The sequence below is a fragment of the Aquimarina hainanensis genome, assembly GCF_042684685.1.
In the GTDB taxonomy this organism is placed as follows: domain Bacteria; phylum Bacteroidota; class Bacteroidia; order Flavobacteriales; family Flavobacteriaceae; genus Aquimarina; species Aquimarina hainanensis.
The window spans coordinates 703,806-719,411 of record NZ_JBHULX010000039.1; the positions used below are offsets into that span (position 1 = coordinate 703,806).

Consider the following 15,606-nt stretch of genomic DNA (forward strand, 5'->3'; position numbering starts at 1 on the left):
TTTTATTTTAATATACTAATCTATAATACGCGCATTTCAAATAAGCGCCTTCTGCAAAAGTGACCGGATGATCTATATCGTGATATGTTTTTTCTAATAACTCAAAACGATCATTCATCTGGAGAATTGCTTCTTCGGTAATCTCAAAAAAGTCTTCTGCAATGATTCTCGAAGAACAGGAAGCCAGTACTAAAATTCCATTTTTAGCCACCAATTGCGCTCCTAATTTAGCTAACCTACTATAACTGTGTTTTGCTTTATTTATCTCTGCCGCACTCTTTGCGAACGAAGGAGGATCAATAACCACTATATCAAAAGTTTTCTTTTGAGAGATTAAACGCTGTAACCCTTCAAAAGCGTCGGAAACCATAGTAATATGTTTACCTTTAGGGGCATTCAAAGCTACATTTTCTTTTGCCATCTCCAATGCATGCTTACTGATATCCAAGCTTGTAACCTCTTTAGCTCCCCCACTTAATGCATGAACAGAAAATCCGCCTGCATACGAAAACACATCTAGCACTGTTTTCCCTTTTGCATAGGTACCTACCTTCTTTCTATTGTACCTGTGGTCTAAGAAATATCCTGTTTTGTGTCCTTTGATCACATTCGCAGAGAATAAAACTCCATGTTCCTTAAAAATAACTACTTCACTTTCCAAAGTACCATACAACACCTCACCATCATAATGGCCAAAAGAAGTATTATTCCCCTGCAATAATCGGCTTAATCTAAGTACTACTGTTTTACAACCGCTAGTTTTTATCAAATAAGGCACTATTTCTTTTAGATACGGAAACCAAATATGAGAATACAATTTAACAACTAATACATGATCGTATACATCAGCAATAAACCCAGGAAAACTATCATTCTCCCCAAAAATTAATCGATAGCTATTAGTAGCTGTTTCCAGTAACTTAGTACGTATTTTTTTTGCCTCATCAATTTTAGCTTCAAACCACTCCTTATTAATTAATGCTTGTTTTTTATATTGAATTAACTTAATTCGAATTGGAGATTGAGGATCAAAAAAACCACAGGCTAAAAATGAATTTTTCTTAGAGTCATAGATAATTGCCAGGTCTCCTGCCTCTGCTGCTGTACTTTGTTTCGTAATACTATCCTGAAAAACCCAAGGATGTCCTCTTCTAACCATTTTCTCAGCAGAGGGTTTTAGTTTTACAGCTATTCGTTTGGTTTCAATTATTGGTAATTCTTTCATCAAGAACAAGAATAATACAATTTTACAGATCTAAAAATTATTACGCTAAAAAATTAAAAAGCGCTTATCTCAAAAATTAAGATAAGCGCTTTAAAAATAAGTATCGTTAAATCATATTATATGTAATTAGATATAAAAGCTTTTATACCTGCTTACATAATGATAGACGACCCAGTTTTAGTTTTGTTACATTAAATTCAAAAAAAATATTATTTTTTTAACAAATAAGTAAATTTCTTTCTTAAACTAAAGACATCATTTAATTCACAAATACTATTAACATATTTACAAAATTAAATATGTATATTTGACCTTATGGATGATAAGACAATACTTGCTATAACAAAAGCACTATCAAATCCGACACGATTGGAAATACTTAAATGGTTAAAAAAACCAGAAAGTCACTTTCCTCCTCATAAAGATTTAGGTCATTTTAATGACGGAGTTTGCGGTCTGTATATTCAGGAAAAATCCGGATTATCACAGCCTACAATCTCTCATTATTTATCTGTAATGCACAAAGCTGATTTATTGATACTAACCAGACATGGAAAATGGACATATTTCAAAAGAAATGAGGAAAGAATAGCCGCTTATAAAAAGGCAATCGTAAAGAATTTGTAAAAAAAACAATTAAACATATTCAAAAAACTAAATATATAATTATCAAAATTTATAAATAAAATGCATTAATCAACCTATTAAAAAAACAATCCTTATGAAAATACTAGTTATAGGTGCTACAGGAACCATTGGAAAAAGTATACATGAATACCTAAAAGAGAAAAAACACACTGTATACGCAGCTCATCGAAGCAGTACTACATATCCCGTAGATATTAGTGACAAGAACTCTATCAATGCATTATTTTCTCAGCTCCCTCAACTTGATGCGGTTATCAACGCTTCTGGTACAGCTGTCTGGAAACACTTATCCGATTTAAATGAAGAAGATTATATGATTGGGATCAATAGCAAATTACTAGGGCAAATCAATATTGTGCATACCGCAGAAAAGTATTTAAAAAACAAGGGAGCTATTGTATTAACTACTGGTATATTAGGAGATCATTATGAAAAAAACACTGTTGCCTTATCTATGGTTAATGGGGCACTACACAGTTTTGTAAATGCTGCTTCTAACGAAATCTCTAAAAACATTACACTGAATATTGTTGCTCCGGGTGCAATTCAGGGTAATTTCCCAAAAGATAAAAAATTTGCAGATCACTACCCTGTCGCAATTGATGATGTTGTAAAAATATATGAAAAGGCTATTCACACCTCTGAAACAGGTAAAATTTTAAAAATCTATTAATTATGAAAATACCTATTTATCAGGTAGATGCTTTTACTAAAAACGTATTTGGGGGAAATCCTGCCGCTATCTGTCTATTACCACATTGGCTAGATGATAATACCTTACTAAACATCGCTAAAGAGAATAATTTAGCCGAAACTGCTTACCTCGTTCAAAAAGAAGATATACTTGAAATACGATGGTTTATGCCTTATGCAGAAATTGACCTATGTGGTCATGCAACCCTTGCTTCTGCTTATATAATTTTTAACGTAATACAACCTTTACTTCAAGAGGTAACTTTTTCTTCTAAAAGCGGTTTACTCAAGGCAAAAAGAGGGAGTGATAAGACAATAACAATTGACCTCCCATCCAGACCTCCAAAAAAAACACCTATTCCCCGGGAAGTTTCTGATGCCTTTAGAACCACGCCTCTCGAAGCATTTGCTGCTCGTGATCTTGTGTTAGTTTTTCCTTCTGAACAAGAAATTATTGATGCCGCTCCTCAGTTAGAACCTTTAAAAGACCTCCCTTATTTGTGTACTATCATTACAACCAAGGGAACGAATGTCGATTTTGTATCTCGCGTATTTGACGCGAATGGTCCGAACCCTGAAGATCCTGTAACTGGTTCTGCGCATGCTTCATTAGTACCATTCTGGGCAGAAAGGTTGCAAAAAACTTCTCTGGAAGCACATCAATTATCAGAACGAGGAGGTATTTTGTATTGCGAACTGGTAAAAGACCGGGTATACCTAAGTGGCCATTGTGCACATTATCTTACGGGAACTATTACTATATAATTATATATCAGAATACAGATCCGGAACAAAATGTTTTCGGGTTTGTATTCTAGTCTGTAAACAATTGGTTTATTCTGCTTCTTAATTTCCGTTCATAATCCTCTTGCAGCCAATCTCTATAATTCTTCGTGCTTTTACTAATGCAATAAGAGTAACGTCTTACCCGATACTCTATATCCTTATCTAGTAATTTACTTAAAATTCTCGCATCAAAGACATCTTCACTATTCTCTGCACACATCTTAGCATGTTGCTCTATAGACTTATCTAAAACACTTTTACTTCGTAAACCAAATCGTTTTGTCTTGGCATACTCTGATTCAATATCAAATTCAATATCAACCGAGTTTCCAAATTTTTTACGAATCTCTTCAGGAAAAACATATTTAAAATTTCGTTCAATCTCCTCATCTCCTATCAGGTTTTCATAGTAAAAATCAGGAGATCTAAAAATCAATTGCCAATCCACATTGGCATTCCACAGCCCGAATCTTGCTGTATTATTTCCCAAATCAATGATTGTAAACTCTGATTTATCAGTTAATATTCGAGATCCCCGACCAATCATTTGAAAATATAGGGTAAGAGATTTAGTCGCTCTATTGAGGACCACACATTCTACAGATGGCTCATCAAAACCTGTCGTCAATATACTTACAGAAGTCAAAATTGCATTATCTGTGTGTTTAAACCATTTTAGAATGTCCTCTCTCTCCTGTCTTGTATTCGTATTATCTAAATGTCGTATAGGATATCCAGCTCTCAAGAATGTATCATATACGTGAACAGATGTTGTAATTCCATTATTAAAGATCAAAGTCTTTTTACCTTTTGATCGTTCTTCATAGGCCTTTAGCAGTTTATCCTGCATCATCATATTTGTATACAGATCTTCAGAAGACTTTACTGTATAATCTCCATTCATTCCTATTTTTAACGACCCTAAACCAACATCATAGGTATAAGTTACCGGAACGGCAAGAAACCCTTTATCTATAAGCTCCTGGATAGTATCACCTACTATAAGTTCCTGATAATTATCCTTCATCGGAAGCTTCATATTAGAACTTAACGGCGTTGCGGTTACTCCCAGAATAAAACAATTTTCAAAAAACTTAAACAGTTTTCTAAAAGAATTATAATGTGCTTCATCTATAATAACCAGTCCGACATTTTTTAATTCTAATTGTTCTTCATTTAACCGATTATTCAATGTCTCAACCATCGCTACAAAACAGGCATATTCATCCTGGTCGTTTAGCTCCTTGACATTGCTATTGATGATTTTATTATTTACACCAAACTCATTAAGCATCTTAGAAGTCTGACCACATAACTCTATTCTATGTGTAAGAATTACTACTTTTTTCTCAGTTCGTTCTGTATACCGACGCACCATCTCCGAAAATATAACTGTTTTCCCGCCACCAGTGGGTAATTGGTACAGGAGGTTATAATTTTCAGGAAATTCATTAAGACGCTTAAAAATCTTATCTATATCCCGTTGTTGATAGTCGTATAATTCTTTTTTTCGGTTCATTAGATATCACTGGGGTTTCCCCTTTTTGATTCTCATTAAAAATAAGTTACAAAATTAAGGACTTTATAAAGTTATATAAAGGAATTAACTATTTATATTTCGTACTCTTAACGATAATTCTAAAATAATAAGTATCATTACACCTTTATTTTTTATAAACATGTATTCTTAGTATACAATTCGATGGCTAAAAACAATCATGATAAAATTCCTGTTCAGGCTTTATTAGTTCCTAAACCTATCTTATATTTTGGCAAATTTCTTAATAGAGTATCTCCTTTTTTAGCTTCTAGATTTGCTGCTAGATTATTTTTGACTCCTTTTCCTTATAAAATGCGAAATCGGGAAAAGAAAATGGATCAGAACAGCACGCAACATAAAATAATAATCGAGAGTATTCAAAAAGAAATCAATGTTTATGTATACGGTGCTTCAAAAAAGAAAGTTTTACTAGTTCATGGCTGGTCTGGAAGCGGAACACAATTATCAATTATTGCTGAGCGATTACTACAAAACGGTTATAGTACCGTGAGTTTTGATGCTCCAGCACATGGAAAAGCCAGGGGAAAACGAAGTATGATGCCCTACTTTATAGAAGCTATACACCAACTAGAAAAATCACATGGGCCTTTTCACGCAGCAATTGGGCACTCACTCGGAGGTATGTCCCTTCTAAGAGCATCTAAAGACCGACTTCCAGTAAAGAAGCTTATTATCATTGGAACTGCCAATAGTATTACCGCTATTACAAAAAACTTTGTAAGAAATATGCAATTGGATCAAAAAGTAGCAACAATCATGAAGGCTTACTTTGATAAAAAGTTTGGAGAAGACATGAATAATTATTCAGGAGCAGTATCTGCCAAAGAGGTAAGCATACCCACACTTATTATTCACGATAAAAATGATGTAGATGTTCATTATAGTGCTGCTCATGAAATACATCAAGTATTAAAAGGAAGTCAGTTACTTATCACAGAAAAACTCGGACATCGTAAAATTTTAGGAAATAGCGGCGTTATTGATAAAATAATATCCTTTATAGAGGCGTAATGTTATAGCCGGCACTTCGACTATAACTATATCTAAACTTTAATAAACGATATAATCATATGAACAAACTAGCTTATCTTCTTATTATATGCCTTTCTTTAGGATGCAATGGAAATGCTCAAAAAACAGAAAAAAAAGAGCCACCACGTTATAAAATCAATAAAACAAATGCAGAATGGAAGAAAATATTGACTTCTGAGCAATATTATATCCTGAGACAAGCCGGTACAGAACGTCCTTTCTCCAGCCCATTAAACAAAGTTTATGAAAAAGGTACTTTTCATTGTGCAGCCTGTGACACTCCTCTTTATAAGAGCAAACATAAATTTAATAGTGGTACAGGATGGCCTAGTTTTGATCGTGCAGTAAAAGGCAATATTGCATATAGCTCTGATAATAAAATTGGATACACCCGTATTGAGCTCTTATGTGCTACTTGTGGAGGTCATTTAGGTCATATGTTTAATGATGGTCCCAGAGAAACAACCGGAAAACGACATTGTATTAATGGAGGTGCTTTGCAATTCATCCCTGAAAAAAAAGACCAGTAACAGAAACTAATATTAATACCAGGACCTATAACTAATAAAAATAACGATATTCTATGCAAAAAACACATGATTTCCTTTTACATGCGCTTCTAATAATTTGATTACCTCATTTTTGGAACACTTATTGTTCATAGAAAAGTACATTTAAGTTAAAATTCTTTTTTATGAAAAATAGCATACAACTCCTATCCTTATTTTTATTGTTCCTAACCTCTTCATGTGTTATCAATGATGACGATATTCACGATCATGATTTTATAGACAATGATACTATTGGGGCTACTTATGAATTAGAAACTAATTTTTCCGCACAAGAAAATTCTGTTCGTTTTACATTTCCTAATAATATTGTGAAATCTGATGTGGTTCTTGTATATCGTCTGGAGGCACAAGATAACGGGTTGGATGTTTGGGAACCTCTACCTACTGCGACTATATTTTTTGATGATGGTTCTACATTAATTTATCGTTATAATTTTACACTTGGGGATGTAGATATTATACTAGAGAATGATAATATTGATGAGTTATCAGCAGAATACACTAACAGACAAGTGTTTAGAATTGTAGTTGTTCCTGCTAATTTTGCAAATAGTAATTCTGTAAACTTAAAAAACTTACATTCAGTATTATCTGCACTAAAAATCAATGAAAACAACATCTCTAAAGTTTCATTAGATTAATAAAAGCACTAAATAAAAAAACATAAAAACACAAAATTTTAACACTATCTATCAGATAGTGTTATTTTTTTGAAAATATTACTGATACAATCGTATTCACTGCAGGTAGATTTCCCTTTTCGATTCCCTTAATTATCCGTAAATTCGTGTCCGAAAAAAATCGACATTTATGAGCGCATATGATATTATAGTATTAGGAAGCGGACCAGGTGGGTATGTAACAGCAATTCGTGCATCTCAATTGGGGTTTAAAACCGCTATAATTGAAAAAGAAAATCTAGGAGGAGTATGTTTGAACTGGGGATGTATCCCTACAAAAGCTTTGTTAAAAAGTGCACAAGTATTTGATTACTTAAAACACGCTTCTGATTATGGACTTAAAGTAGAAAGCTTTGATAAAGATTTTGATGCTGTCGTAAAACGTAGTCGTAATGTTGCTGGAGGAATGAGCAAAGGAGTTCAGTTCCTTATGAAGAAGAATAAAATTGATGTTATTGAAGGATTTGGGAAACTAAAATCAAATAATACCGTTACTGTTACTGATAAGGATGGTGCTGCTAAAGATTATGAGGCAAAACATATAATCATTGCTACAGGTGCCAGATCCAGAGAATTACCAAACCTCCCACAGGATGGAAAAAAGGTAATTGGATATAGAGAAGCAATGACATTAAAGTCACAGCCGAAAAAAATGATCGTTGTTGGATCAGGAGCTATCGGTGTTGAGTTTGCTCATTTCTACAATGCTATGGGTACAGAAGTAACCATTGTTGAATACCTTCCTCATTTAGTTCCATTAGAAGATGAAGATGTTTCTAAACAATTTGAGCGTAGTTTCAAAAAGTCAGGAATAAAAGTAATGACCAATTCTTCGGTAGAAAGTGTTGATACGAGTGGAGATGGTGTTAAAGCAACAGTAAAAACTAAAAAAGGAGAAGAAATTCTGGAAGCAGATATCGTACTATCTGCAGTAGGAATTAAAACAAACATAGAAAATATCGGATTAGAAGAATTAGGAATTGCTACAGATAGAGATAAAATTGTAGTCAATGACTGGTATCAAACGAATATTCCTGGTATCTATGCAATTGGCGATGTAGTTCCCGGACCTGCATTAGCACATGTCGCTTCTGCAGAAGGAATTACTTGTGTTGAGAAAATTGCAGGAGTTCATACAGAAGCTATCGATTATGGTAATATCCCTGGATGTACATATGCTAGTCCTGAAATTGCTAGTGTAGGAATGACTGAAAAACAAGCTAAAGAAGCTGGGTATGAAATAAAAGTTGGAAAATTTCCGTTCTCTGCCTCAGGAAAAGCAAGTGCTGCAGGAAACAAAGACGGATTTGTGAAAGTTATTTTTGATGCTAAATATGGAGAGTGGCTGGGATGTCATATGATTGGTGCTGGTGTTACCGATATGATTGCAGAAGCTGTTCTCGGTAGAAAACTAGAAACAACTGGGCATGAAGTATTAAAAGCGATTCACCCTCACCCTACAATGAGTGAAGCTGTTATGGAAGCTGTCGCTGATGCATATGATGAAGTAATTCATATTTAATATACAAAAACGATATACTAAAAAACTCCTTGATTATTTCTCAAGGAGTTTTTTTATGATGTTTTACTTTATATCTTAAGATAAAAAACTGGTAATCGCTAACTGATAACTCTGCATTCCGAATCCTAAAATAACCCCTTTTGCATTTGGTGATAAATACGATTGATGTCTAAAGGACTCTCTGCCAAATGTATTAGAGATATGAACCTCTACAACAGGCACAGATACTGCCTTCATAGCATCTCCTATACCAATTGAAGTATGTGTGTAAGCCCCGGCATTCAGAATCACTCCGTTATACACCCCATCTGCTTCCTGTATCTTTGTGATAATTTCTCCCTCTATATTTGATTGTTCGTAAAAAAGGGAAACCTGATCATTTTGTTTCTGTAATTTTTCAAAAAAATCTTCAAACGTCTCACTCCCGTATATTCCCGGTTCTCGTTTTCCTAATAAATTTAAATTAGGTCCGTTAAGAATTAATAGTTTCATTTTTATTTATTTTAGGATGGTCATTAATCCCTTATTCCAGATCTCTTCTTCTGTTATTTTTAGTTTTAAACAAATAACCAACCGATAATTGGATAACAGAATTCTTATCATTAGAAGGAGTTACTGATTCCTTATTAATATTAGTCAAACCAAGTACATACCTCCCCTGAAAAAACAAGCCACTTTCTAATCTGTAAGAAGCCCCTATTCCCCAACTAAAATCAAAAGAATTTACCTGATCAAAAAAATCATTATCTGCATCTTCTGTGGCTGAATTTTTTGCTGTACTCAATAAACTAAACTGAGGACCTGTCTCTAAACTTATATTCTCCGTTACGTAATATTTGGATATGATTGGCAAGCTCAAATAGTTAAGACTTATTTTGTTTTCTACCGTAGCTATATCTACTATCGCTCCCTGTGCTGAATAAAATAATTCTAACTGTGCGAAAAAACGATTCACAATCGGAAATTCTATAACCGCACCAAGATGCATTCGTACTCTTCCCTCGGGATTAGAGATATCTCCTGTAAGATTACTGTAGTTTACTCCTGTTTTAAAACCAGCTCTCGCATATAAAACTTCATCCTCTTCCTGCGATTGACCTCTATTAGCTATCAATAGAAAAAAAACACATAAAGGCAAGATATATTTATTCATTTGATTTCTTTTTATGTACATAACGTAACTATTCGTAACAATTATCTTCATCAAATGTAGCTCTATTTTTTATTTTAAAGTCAATTTTCCTACCTCCTATTTGTATTCAGATATTTTTCAAGGTCAAAATACTATTTTATAGCTGAAATTTTTTAATCTATTTCAAACTGTTATTCTCTGAATTTAAAACACATCTTATTATCTATTGCTCTATAAAAACCTTCTTCCTGGAAGAAAATCATATTTATCCTCTTCATTTTTTCAAAAAAACAGTCTCAAAACGCTCTTTTCTTATATTAAAAAAGATACAAAAACTCATTACTTCCTGTTAAAAACAAAAAATAAGAATTAAAAAGAGTTAAATATCCCTCCAATCACAGATTCATTAGGAGCAATACATTTGTATCAGAATCAGAATGTTTAATCCCATACAATAATCTTTATAAACAACTAAAAATGAATAGCTAAAAGAAGCCACTATTTAGAAGCATTACTATCATCTCTTTGGTACTAACTATACTATTCAATACTTCCCCCCTATTCCCAGTACGTAATTTCCTCATTCTAGCAACGCAATCTTCTTTCTAATTTTGACTCATAACTTAAAAACAAACTCATAATGAAAACTCAATTTAGAAAACTAAGTATTGTATCAGTACTTGCTTTTTCAATTTTCAGCTGTGAAAAAGATGCTGAACAAGTAACCATGGACGACAACGGATTAACAACGGTGGTAGGACCAGAACATGCCATATCCGGTAGTTATATTGTGGTCTTCAATACTGATAAATCCTTAAAAGGAAATAAAGCTGCCGTCCAGAATAAGTCAGCAAAGATCATGAACAAGTATGGAATCAAAAGTGAAAATCAGGAATTCACCTATGCAAGTGCATTACAAGGTTTTTCTGTAAAAAACGTATCTGTTAAAAAAGCAGAATTATTAAAGAATGATCCTGATATAGCTTACATAGAGCCTAATTATGTTAGCAAATTAGACTACAAAATCCTTGATTCTTCTAATCAACTTCCAGTTACTGAAGAGCAATCAAAAGCAGTTACATATGACAGTGAATTAAATTCTGGTGATTTTTTACCATGGGGAATTAAACGAGTAGGTAGATCAGATGGTCAAGGAAAAACCTGCTGGATCATTGATTCTGGTATTGCTCCTCATTCTGACTTAGACATAGATACACAAAGAAGTAAAACATTTGTATATGGAACCACATGGCAGGATACCGATGGACATGGAACACATGTTGCCGGTACAGTTGCCGCTAAAATGAATGGTAGCGGAGTTGTTGGTGTTGCATATGGAGCTAAAGTAGTAGCTGTCAGAATATTTGACAACAATGGAAATGCTCCCGTTTCTGCTATGATAGCTGGAGCCGATTATGTAGCTAAAAATGCAGAACCAGGCGATACTTGGAATTTCAGTGTAGGATTTAGAAATAGACAAACTGTACGATCTATTGATAACGCTTACAGAGCTCTTGGTAATGCCGTATACGGAGCAATGGCAGCAGGAAACAGCAATGACGATACCCAATACTACTCTCCACAACTGTTACAGACTGAAAGAACATGGGTAGTTGGAAACATGACTAACCAAGATCGTGCAGCAGGAGGTTCTTGCTATGGAGAAAGTGTTGATTGCTGGGCTCCGGGAACTGGAGTATGGTCTACGTGGATAAATGGTGGATACCAAAAAATAAGTGGAACTTCTATGGCTTCTCCTCATGTAGCAGGAATCTTACTTCTTAGAGGAAATAGTATCGGTAGAGACGGTTCTGTTACCAAAGGAGGATACACTGCTCCAATTGCTACAAAATAATCTCATTATATAGTATTATTATATAACGATTTCTCTTATCTTTAAAACTAATAATGAAATAACAAAAAAGACTCTTTGATTATTCAAAGAGTCTTTTATTTTTCTATCCCTATTTCTTATTTTACCTTCTTAGGGCTCTCTTTTAGAATTATAAAGTCAATTCTTTTTTAACATAAAGAATCTCTAAATCATCTATTCTACAGTAAGGTTATGAAAACACCTCAAACTAAATGTTTATTGAACTTATTCTATAGTAACCTCTTACACAAAAAAAACACATTAAATTATTATTATTTACACGCTAAAAACTTTCTTTTTAGATAAAACTCCTATTTATTTTTATAAAATCATTAAAAAAACAACCTGAAAACACTTTTTTTCTATAAAAAAACGATGCTTATTTATCTTATTTTTTGTTAAAAACACAAAAAAAGAATTAAAAAGAGTTAAATATTTTACCTGCTGTACATTCACTAAGTGCAATTTATTCGCATTAGAATAAGAGATTTGAAACATTTATACGCAACCTCCTAAGTAACTGCAAATCAATAAAGCAAAGAAGTCGCAATAAAAAAACCGCTATTTTTTTTCCCTTTGATTTTTTAGAATATTTAATCCTTCCCCTTACTCTAGTTACGCAATTACCTCATTTCATGAACGATATCTTCTTTCTACTTTTGACTCATAACTTAAAACAAACTCATAATGAAAACTCAATTTAGAAAATTAGGTATTGTATCAGTACTTGCTTTTTCAATTTTCAGCTGTGAAAAAGACGCTGAACACACAGTCATCGACGACAACGGATTAACAGATCCAACTAACACAGTAGTAGGACCGGAACATGCTATATCCGGTAGTTACATTATCGTCTTCAATGCTGACAAATCCTTAAATGGAAACAAAGCTGCTATCCAGAATAAGTCAGCAAAAATCATGAATAAGTATGGTATCAAAAGTGAAAATCAGGAATTCACCTATGCAAATGCCGTACAAGGTTTTTCTGTAAAAAATGTATCTGTTAAAAAAGCAGAACTATTAAAGAATGATCCTGATGTAGCTTACATCGAACCTAACTATGTTACCAAATTAGATTACAAAATTCTAGATTCTTCTAACCAACTTCCTGTTACTGAAGAGCAATCAAAAGCAGTAACAAACGGTGGGTATCTAAGCTCTGGAGATTATGAACCATGGGGAATTAAACGAGTAGGTAGATCGAATGGTCAAGGAAAAACCTGCTGGATCATTGATTCTGGTATTGCTCCACATAACGACTTAGATATTGACACGAATAGAAGTAGAAGTTTTGTAAGAGGAGAAAACTCTTGGTCAGATCTAAATGGACATGGAACACATGTTGCCGGTACGGTTGCTGCTAAAATGAATGGTCGCGGAGTTGTTGGCGTTGCTCATGGTGCTACTGTTGTAGCTATTAAGGTTCTTGGTGCTAGAGGAACTGGTAGTGATTCTGGTATTCTTGCAGGTGTGGATTACGTAATGAGAAATGCCAGATCTGGTGATACTTGGAATTATAGTATTGGAACTAGATCACGTCATATATCAAGAGCTACTGATAATGCTTTCAGAAAATTAGAAAGACAAGTATACGGAGCAATGGCTGCGGGGAACAATAATGACGATACACAATATTACTCTCCTCAGAACTTACAAACTAGCAGAACATGGGTAGTTGGAAATATGACTAACCGAGATCGTTCTAATTATGACTCTAGTTATGGTCAAAGTGTTGATTGCTGGGCTCCAGGAACTGGAGTATGGTCTACATGGATAAATGGCGGATACCAAAAAATAAGCGGAACTTCTATGGCTTCTCCTCATGTAGCAGGAATCTTACTTCTTAGAGGAAATAGTATCGGTAGAGACGGTTCTGTAAGCAAAGGAGGATACACTGCTCCTATCGCAACAAAATAGTAGTTATCTAAATGTTTATTCTTTAATAAGTTGAAAATAAACAAATAAACTCAGAGAGGTTAGGGAAAACTCTAACCTCTTTTTTTTGTTATTATCTGCTAGTAATCTAATTAATGAAACTACTCAAAATAAACTCATAATAATTCTAAGAAATTTAACGAGTATATACATTAGATTGCCAAATAAAATACGTCATAAAATTTTTAAGAAACACAAACCCTTTTATTTTAATAAATCTCACAAAAACAACTAATTAAATATTTAATTTGCATTTTTTTACTCCTCTTTTTAAAAAAAACACATAAAAAAACTAGTTTAAACCAATAAAAAAACAAGAATAACGTATTTATTTTTTGTTAAACAAAATATAATTTACGTTAAATTTATGTTAAAAACATTGTTGTATAATTTAACATTATTTGTTAAAAAAAGGTGTTTTTTTCTAAAACCTAAAACGCTGCTAAGTAGTTGTAAATCAATAATGCAAAGAAGTTGCAATTACAATTTAATCATCTTATTATCAGTACCTTTTTTACTTTCCTTTACTAATAGTCTTATTGTCATTACGTAATCACCTCATTTTATTAATGGTATCTTATTTCTATTTTTGATACCTAACTTAAATACAAACTCAATAATGAAAACTCATTTTAGAAAATTAGGTATCGCGACGGTACTTGCTTTTTCAATTATCAGTTGTGAAAAAGACATTGAACACACAAACATCGATGAAAACGGTTTAACAGATTCCACGAACACTTTAATAGGTCCTGAACACGCTATATCAGGAAGTTACGTTATCGTATTCAATTCTGACAAGTCCTTAAAAGGAGATAAAGCTGCTATTCAGAATAAGTCAGCCAGAATTATGAAGAAATATGGAATCAAAAGCGAAAATCAGGAGTTCACCTATGCAGATGTCCTGCAAGGTTTTTCTGTAAAAAACGTATCGGCTAAAAAGGCGGAATTATTAAAAGATGATCCGGATATAGCTTATGTTGAGCCTAACTATGTAACCAAGCTGGACTACAAAGTTCTTGATTCTTCAGAGCAACTTCCTGCTACAGAAGAACAATCAAAAGCTGTAACATATGGAGGGTATCTTAATTCAGGGGATTATCAACCATGGGGGATTAACAGAGTTGGTAGAGCCAATGGTAGAGGAAGAACTTGTTGGATCATCGATACAGGTATTGCTCCACACTCTGACTTAAATATAGATACCAGAAGAAGTAGAACATTTGTATCTGGAACTACCTGGAGAGACACAGATGGTCATGGAACACATGTTGCTGGTACAGTAGCTGCTAAAATGAATGGTAGCGGAGTTGTTGGCGTTGCACATGATGCTACGGTAGTGGCTGTAAGAATCTTTGATAACAGAGGAAGTGCTCCAGTTTCAGCTTCAATCGCTGGAGCGGATTATGTTGCCAGAAATGCTAGACGTGGGGATACCTGGAATTATAGTGTAGGTTTTAGAAATAGACAAATTGTTAGGTCTATTGATAACGCTTTCAGAGCTCTTGGTAATGCTGTATATGGAGCGATGGCTGCCGGAAATAGTAATGATGATACACAATACTACTCTCCACAACTTCTACAAACTCGTGGAACATGGGTAGTTGGAAACATGACCAATAGAGATCGTGCAGCAGGAGGTTCTTGTTATGGAAGAAGTGTAGATTGCTGGGCACCAGGAACAGGAGTATGGTCTACATGGATTAATGGAGGATATAGAAATATTAGCGGAACCTCAATGGCATCTCCACACGTTGCCGGAATTTTACTTCTTAGAGGAAATAGTATCGGTAGAGACGGTTCTGTTAGAAAAGGAGGATATACTGCGCCAATCGCAACAAGATAGTAGTTATCTACATGTTTATTCTTTAATAAGTTGAAATAAACAGATAGATTTTAGAGACTGGGAAACCCCCAGTCTCTTTTTAGCAACTAACTACATCAAAA

General features: G+C 33.8%; 14 protein-coding genes. 10 read left to right on the top strand and 4 right to left on the bottom strand.

The features are described from left to right. Positions 1-7: 7 nt before the first annotated feature. On the bottom strand, positions 8-1,225 hold the full coding sequence (locus ACFSTE_RS19035) for a class I SAM-dependent rRNA methyltransferase (protein WP_378255124.1): 1,218 nt from the start codon (positions 1,223-1,225) through the stop codon (positions 8-10). A gap of 315 nt (positions 1,226-1,540) precedes the next feature. Here ACFSTE_RS19035 and ACFSTE_RS19040 point away from each other — a divergent pair, with 315 nt between their 5' ends. From ACFSTE_RS19040 to ACFSTE_RS19050, 3 genes are all read left to right on the top strand, one after another. Then, on the top strand, positions 1,541-1,852 hold the full coding sequence (locus ACFSTE_RS19040) for an ArsR/SmtB family transcription factor (protein ID WP_176030085.1): 312 nt from the start codon (positions 1,541-1,543) through the stop codon (positions 1,850-1,852). Positions 1,853-1,946: 94 nt separating this feature from the next. Beyond that, entirely contained in the window at positions 1,947-2,546 is a 600-nt protein-coding gene (locus ACFSTE_RS19045) for a short chain dehydrogenase (protein ID WP_378255126.1), read from the top strand. Between the two features lie 2 nt (positions 2,547-2,548). Next, positions 2,549-3,331 (top strand): PhzF family phenazine biosynthesis protein, encoded by a 783-nt coding sequence (locus ACFSTE_RS19050; RefSeq protein ID WP_378255127.1) that lies wholly within the window; start codon positions 2,549-2,551, stop codon positions 3,329-3,331. Positions 3,332-3,380: 49 nt separating this feature from the next. On the opposite strand, the gene ACFSTE_RS19055 is transcribed toward ACFSTE_RS19050, so the two are convergent. After that, positions 3,381-4,871, bottom strand: coding sequence for a DEAD/DEAH box helicase (locus ACFSTE_RS19055; protein ID WP_176030082.1), 1,491 nt, complete (start codon positions 4,869-4,871; stop codon positions 3,381-3,383). A 183-nt stretch (positions 4,872-5,054) separates the two neighbouring features. Here ACFSTE_RS19055 and ACFSTE_RS19060 point away from each other — a divergent pair, with 183 nt between their 5' ends. The 4 genes from ACFSTE_RS19060 (at position 5,055) to lpdA (ending at position 8,719) form a co-directional block, all read left to right on the top strand. Next, positions 5,055-5,924, top strand: a complete 870-nt coding sequence (locus tag ACFSTE_RS19060; protein ID WP_378255129.1) for an alpha/beta fold hydrolase — start codon at positions 5,055-5,057, stop codon at positions 5,922-5,924. 59 nt (positions 5,925-5,983) lie between these two features. Next, entirely contained in the window at positions 5,984-6,475 is a 492-nt protein-coding gene (msrB, locus tag ACFSTE_RS19065; RefSeq protein ID WP_176030080.1) for a peptide-methionine (R)-S-oxide reductase MsrB, read from the top strand. Positions 6,476-6,639: 164 nt separating this feature from the next. Next, entirely contained in the window at positions 6,640-7,158 is a 519-nt protein-coding gene (locus tag ACFSTE_RS19070; protein WP_378255131.1) for a hypothetical protein, read from the top strand. A 169-nt stretch (positions 7,159-7,327) separates the two neighbouring features. Then, positions 7,328-8,719 (top strand): dihydrolipoyl dehydrogenase, encoded by a 1,392-nt coding sequence (gene lpdA, locus ACFSTE_RS19075; protein ID WP_176030078.1) that lies wholly within the window; start codon positions 7,328-7,330, stop codon positions 8,717-8,719. A 75-nt stretch (positions 8,720-8,794) separates the two neighbouring features. Here the strand turns inward: lpdA and aroQ are convergent, their stop codons facing one another. Together aroQ and ACFSTE_RS19085 are read right to left on the bottom strand one after the other, a co-directional pair. Further along, entirely contained in the window at positions 8,795-9,211 is a 417-nt protein-coding gene (gene aroQ, locus ACFSTE_RS19080; protein WP_378255133.1) for a type II 3-dehydroquinate dehydratase, read from the bottom strand. 31 nt (positions 9,212-9,242) lie between these two features. Next, positions 9,243-9,872, bottom strand: coding sequence for a porin family protein (locus tag ACFSTE_RS19085; protein WP_378255135.1), 630 nt, complete (start codon positions 9,870-9,872; stop codon positions 9,243-9,245). A 619-nt stretch (positions 9,873-10,491) separates the two neighbouring features. On the opposite strand from ACFSTE_RS19085, the gene ACFSTE_RS19090 reads away from it, so the two are divergent. The 3 genes from ACFSTE_RS19090 (at position 10,492) to ACFSTE_RS19100 (ending at position 15,505) form a co-directional block, all read left to right on the top strand. Continuing rightward, a complete protein-coding gene (locus ACFSTE_RS19090; RefSeq protein ID WP_378255137.1) occupies positions 10,492-11,706 on the top strand; it encodes a S8 family serine peptidase in 1,215 nt (404 codons plus the stop codon). 705 nt (positions 11,707-12,411) lie between these two features. Continuing rightward, the gene (locus tag ACFSTE_RS19095; protein WP_378255139.1) at positions 12,412-13,641 is read left to right on the top strand and encodes a S8 family serine peptidase; all 1,230 of its coding nucleotides are present in this window, start codon (positions 12,412-12,414) and stop codon (positions 13,639-13,641) included. A 637-nt stretch (positions 13,642-14,278) separates the two neighbouring features. Continuing rightward, positions 14,279-15,505, top strand: a complete 1,227-nt coding sequence (locus ACFSTE_RS19100; protein ID WP_378255141.1) for a S8 family serine peptidase — start codon at positions 14,279-14,281, stop codon at positions 15,503-15,505. The last annotated feature ends 101 nt before the right edge of the window (positions 15,506-15,606 follow it).

Bases quoted from the DNA above. Each gene is read 5' to 3' on its own strand.
- ACFSTE_RS19035 (WP_378255124.1), bottom strand. From the start codon at position 1,225: ATGAAAGAATTACCAATAATTGAAACCAAACGAATAGCTGTAAAACTA.
- ACFSTE_RS19040 (WP_176030085.1), top strand. From the start codon at position 1,541: ATGGATGATAAGACAATACTTGCTATAACAAAAGCACTATCAAATCCG.
- ACFSTE_RS19045 (WP_378255126.1), top strand. From the start codon at position 1,947: ATGAAAATACTAGTTATAGGTGCTACAGGAACCATTGGAAAAAGTATA.
- ACFSTE_RS19050 (WP_378255127.1), top strand. From the start codon at position 2,549: ATGAAAATACCTATTTATCAGGTAGATGCTTTTACTAAAAACGTATTT.
- ACFSTE_RS19055 (WP_176030082.1), bottom strand. From the start codon at position 4,871: ATGAACCGAAAAAAAGAATTATACGACTATCAACAACGGGATATAGAT.
- ACFSTE_RS19060 (WP_378255129.1), top strand. From the start codon at position 5,055: ATGGCTAAAAACAATCATGATAAAATTCCTGTTCAGGCTTTATTAGTT.
- msrB (WP_176030080.1), top strand. From the start codon at position 5,984: ATGAACAAACTAGCTTATCTTCTTATTATATGCCTTTCTTTAGGATGC.
- ACFSTE_RS19070 (WP_378255131.1), top strand. From the start codon at position 6,640: ATGAAAAATAGCATACAACTCCTATCCTTATTTTTATTGTTCCTAACC.
- lpdA (WP_176030078.1), top strand. From the start codon at position 7,328: ATGAGCGCATATGATATTATAGTATTAGGAAGCGGACCAGGTGGGTAT.
- aroQ (WP_378255133.1), bottom strand. From the start codon at position 9,211: ATGAAACTATTAATTCTTAACGGACCTAATTTAAATTTATTAGGAAAA.
- ACFSTE_RS19085 (WP_378255135.1), bottom strand. From the start codon at position 9,872: ATGAATAAATATATCTTGCCTTTATGTGTTTTTTTTCTATTGATAGCT.
- ACFSTE_RS19090 (WP_378255137.1), top strand. From the start codon at position 10,492: ATGAAAACTCAATTTAGAAAACTAAGTATTGTATCAGTACTTGCTTTT.
- ACFSTE_RS19095 (WP_378255139.1), top strand. From the start codon at position 12,412: ATGAAAACTCAATTTAGAAAATTAGGTATTGTATCAGTACTTGCTTTT.
- ACFSTE_RS19100 (WP_378255141.1), top strand. From the start codon at position 14,279: ATGAAAACTCATTTTAGAAAATTAGGTATCGCGACGGTACTTGCTTTT.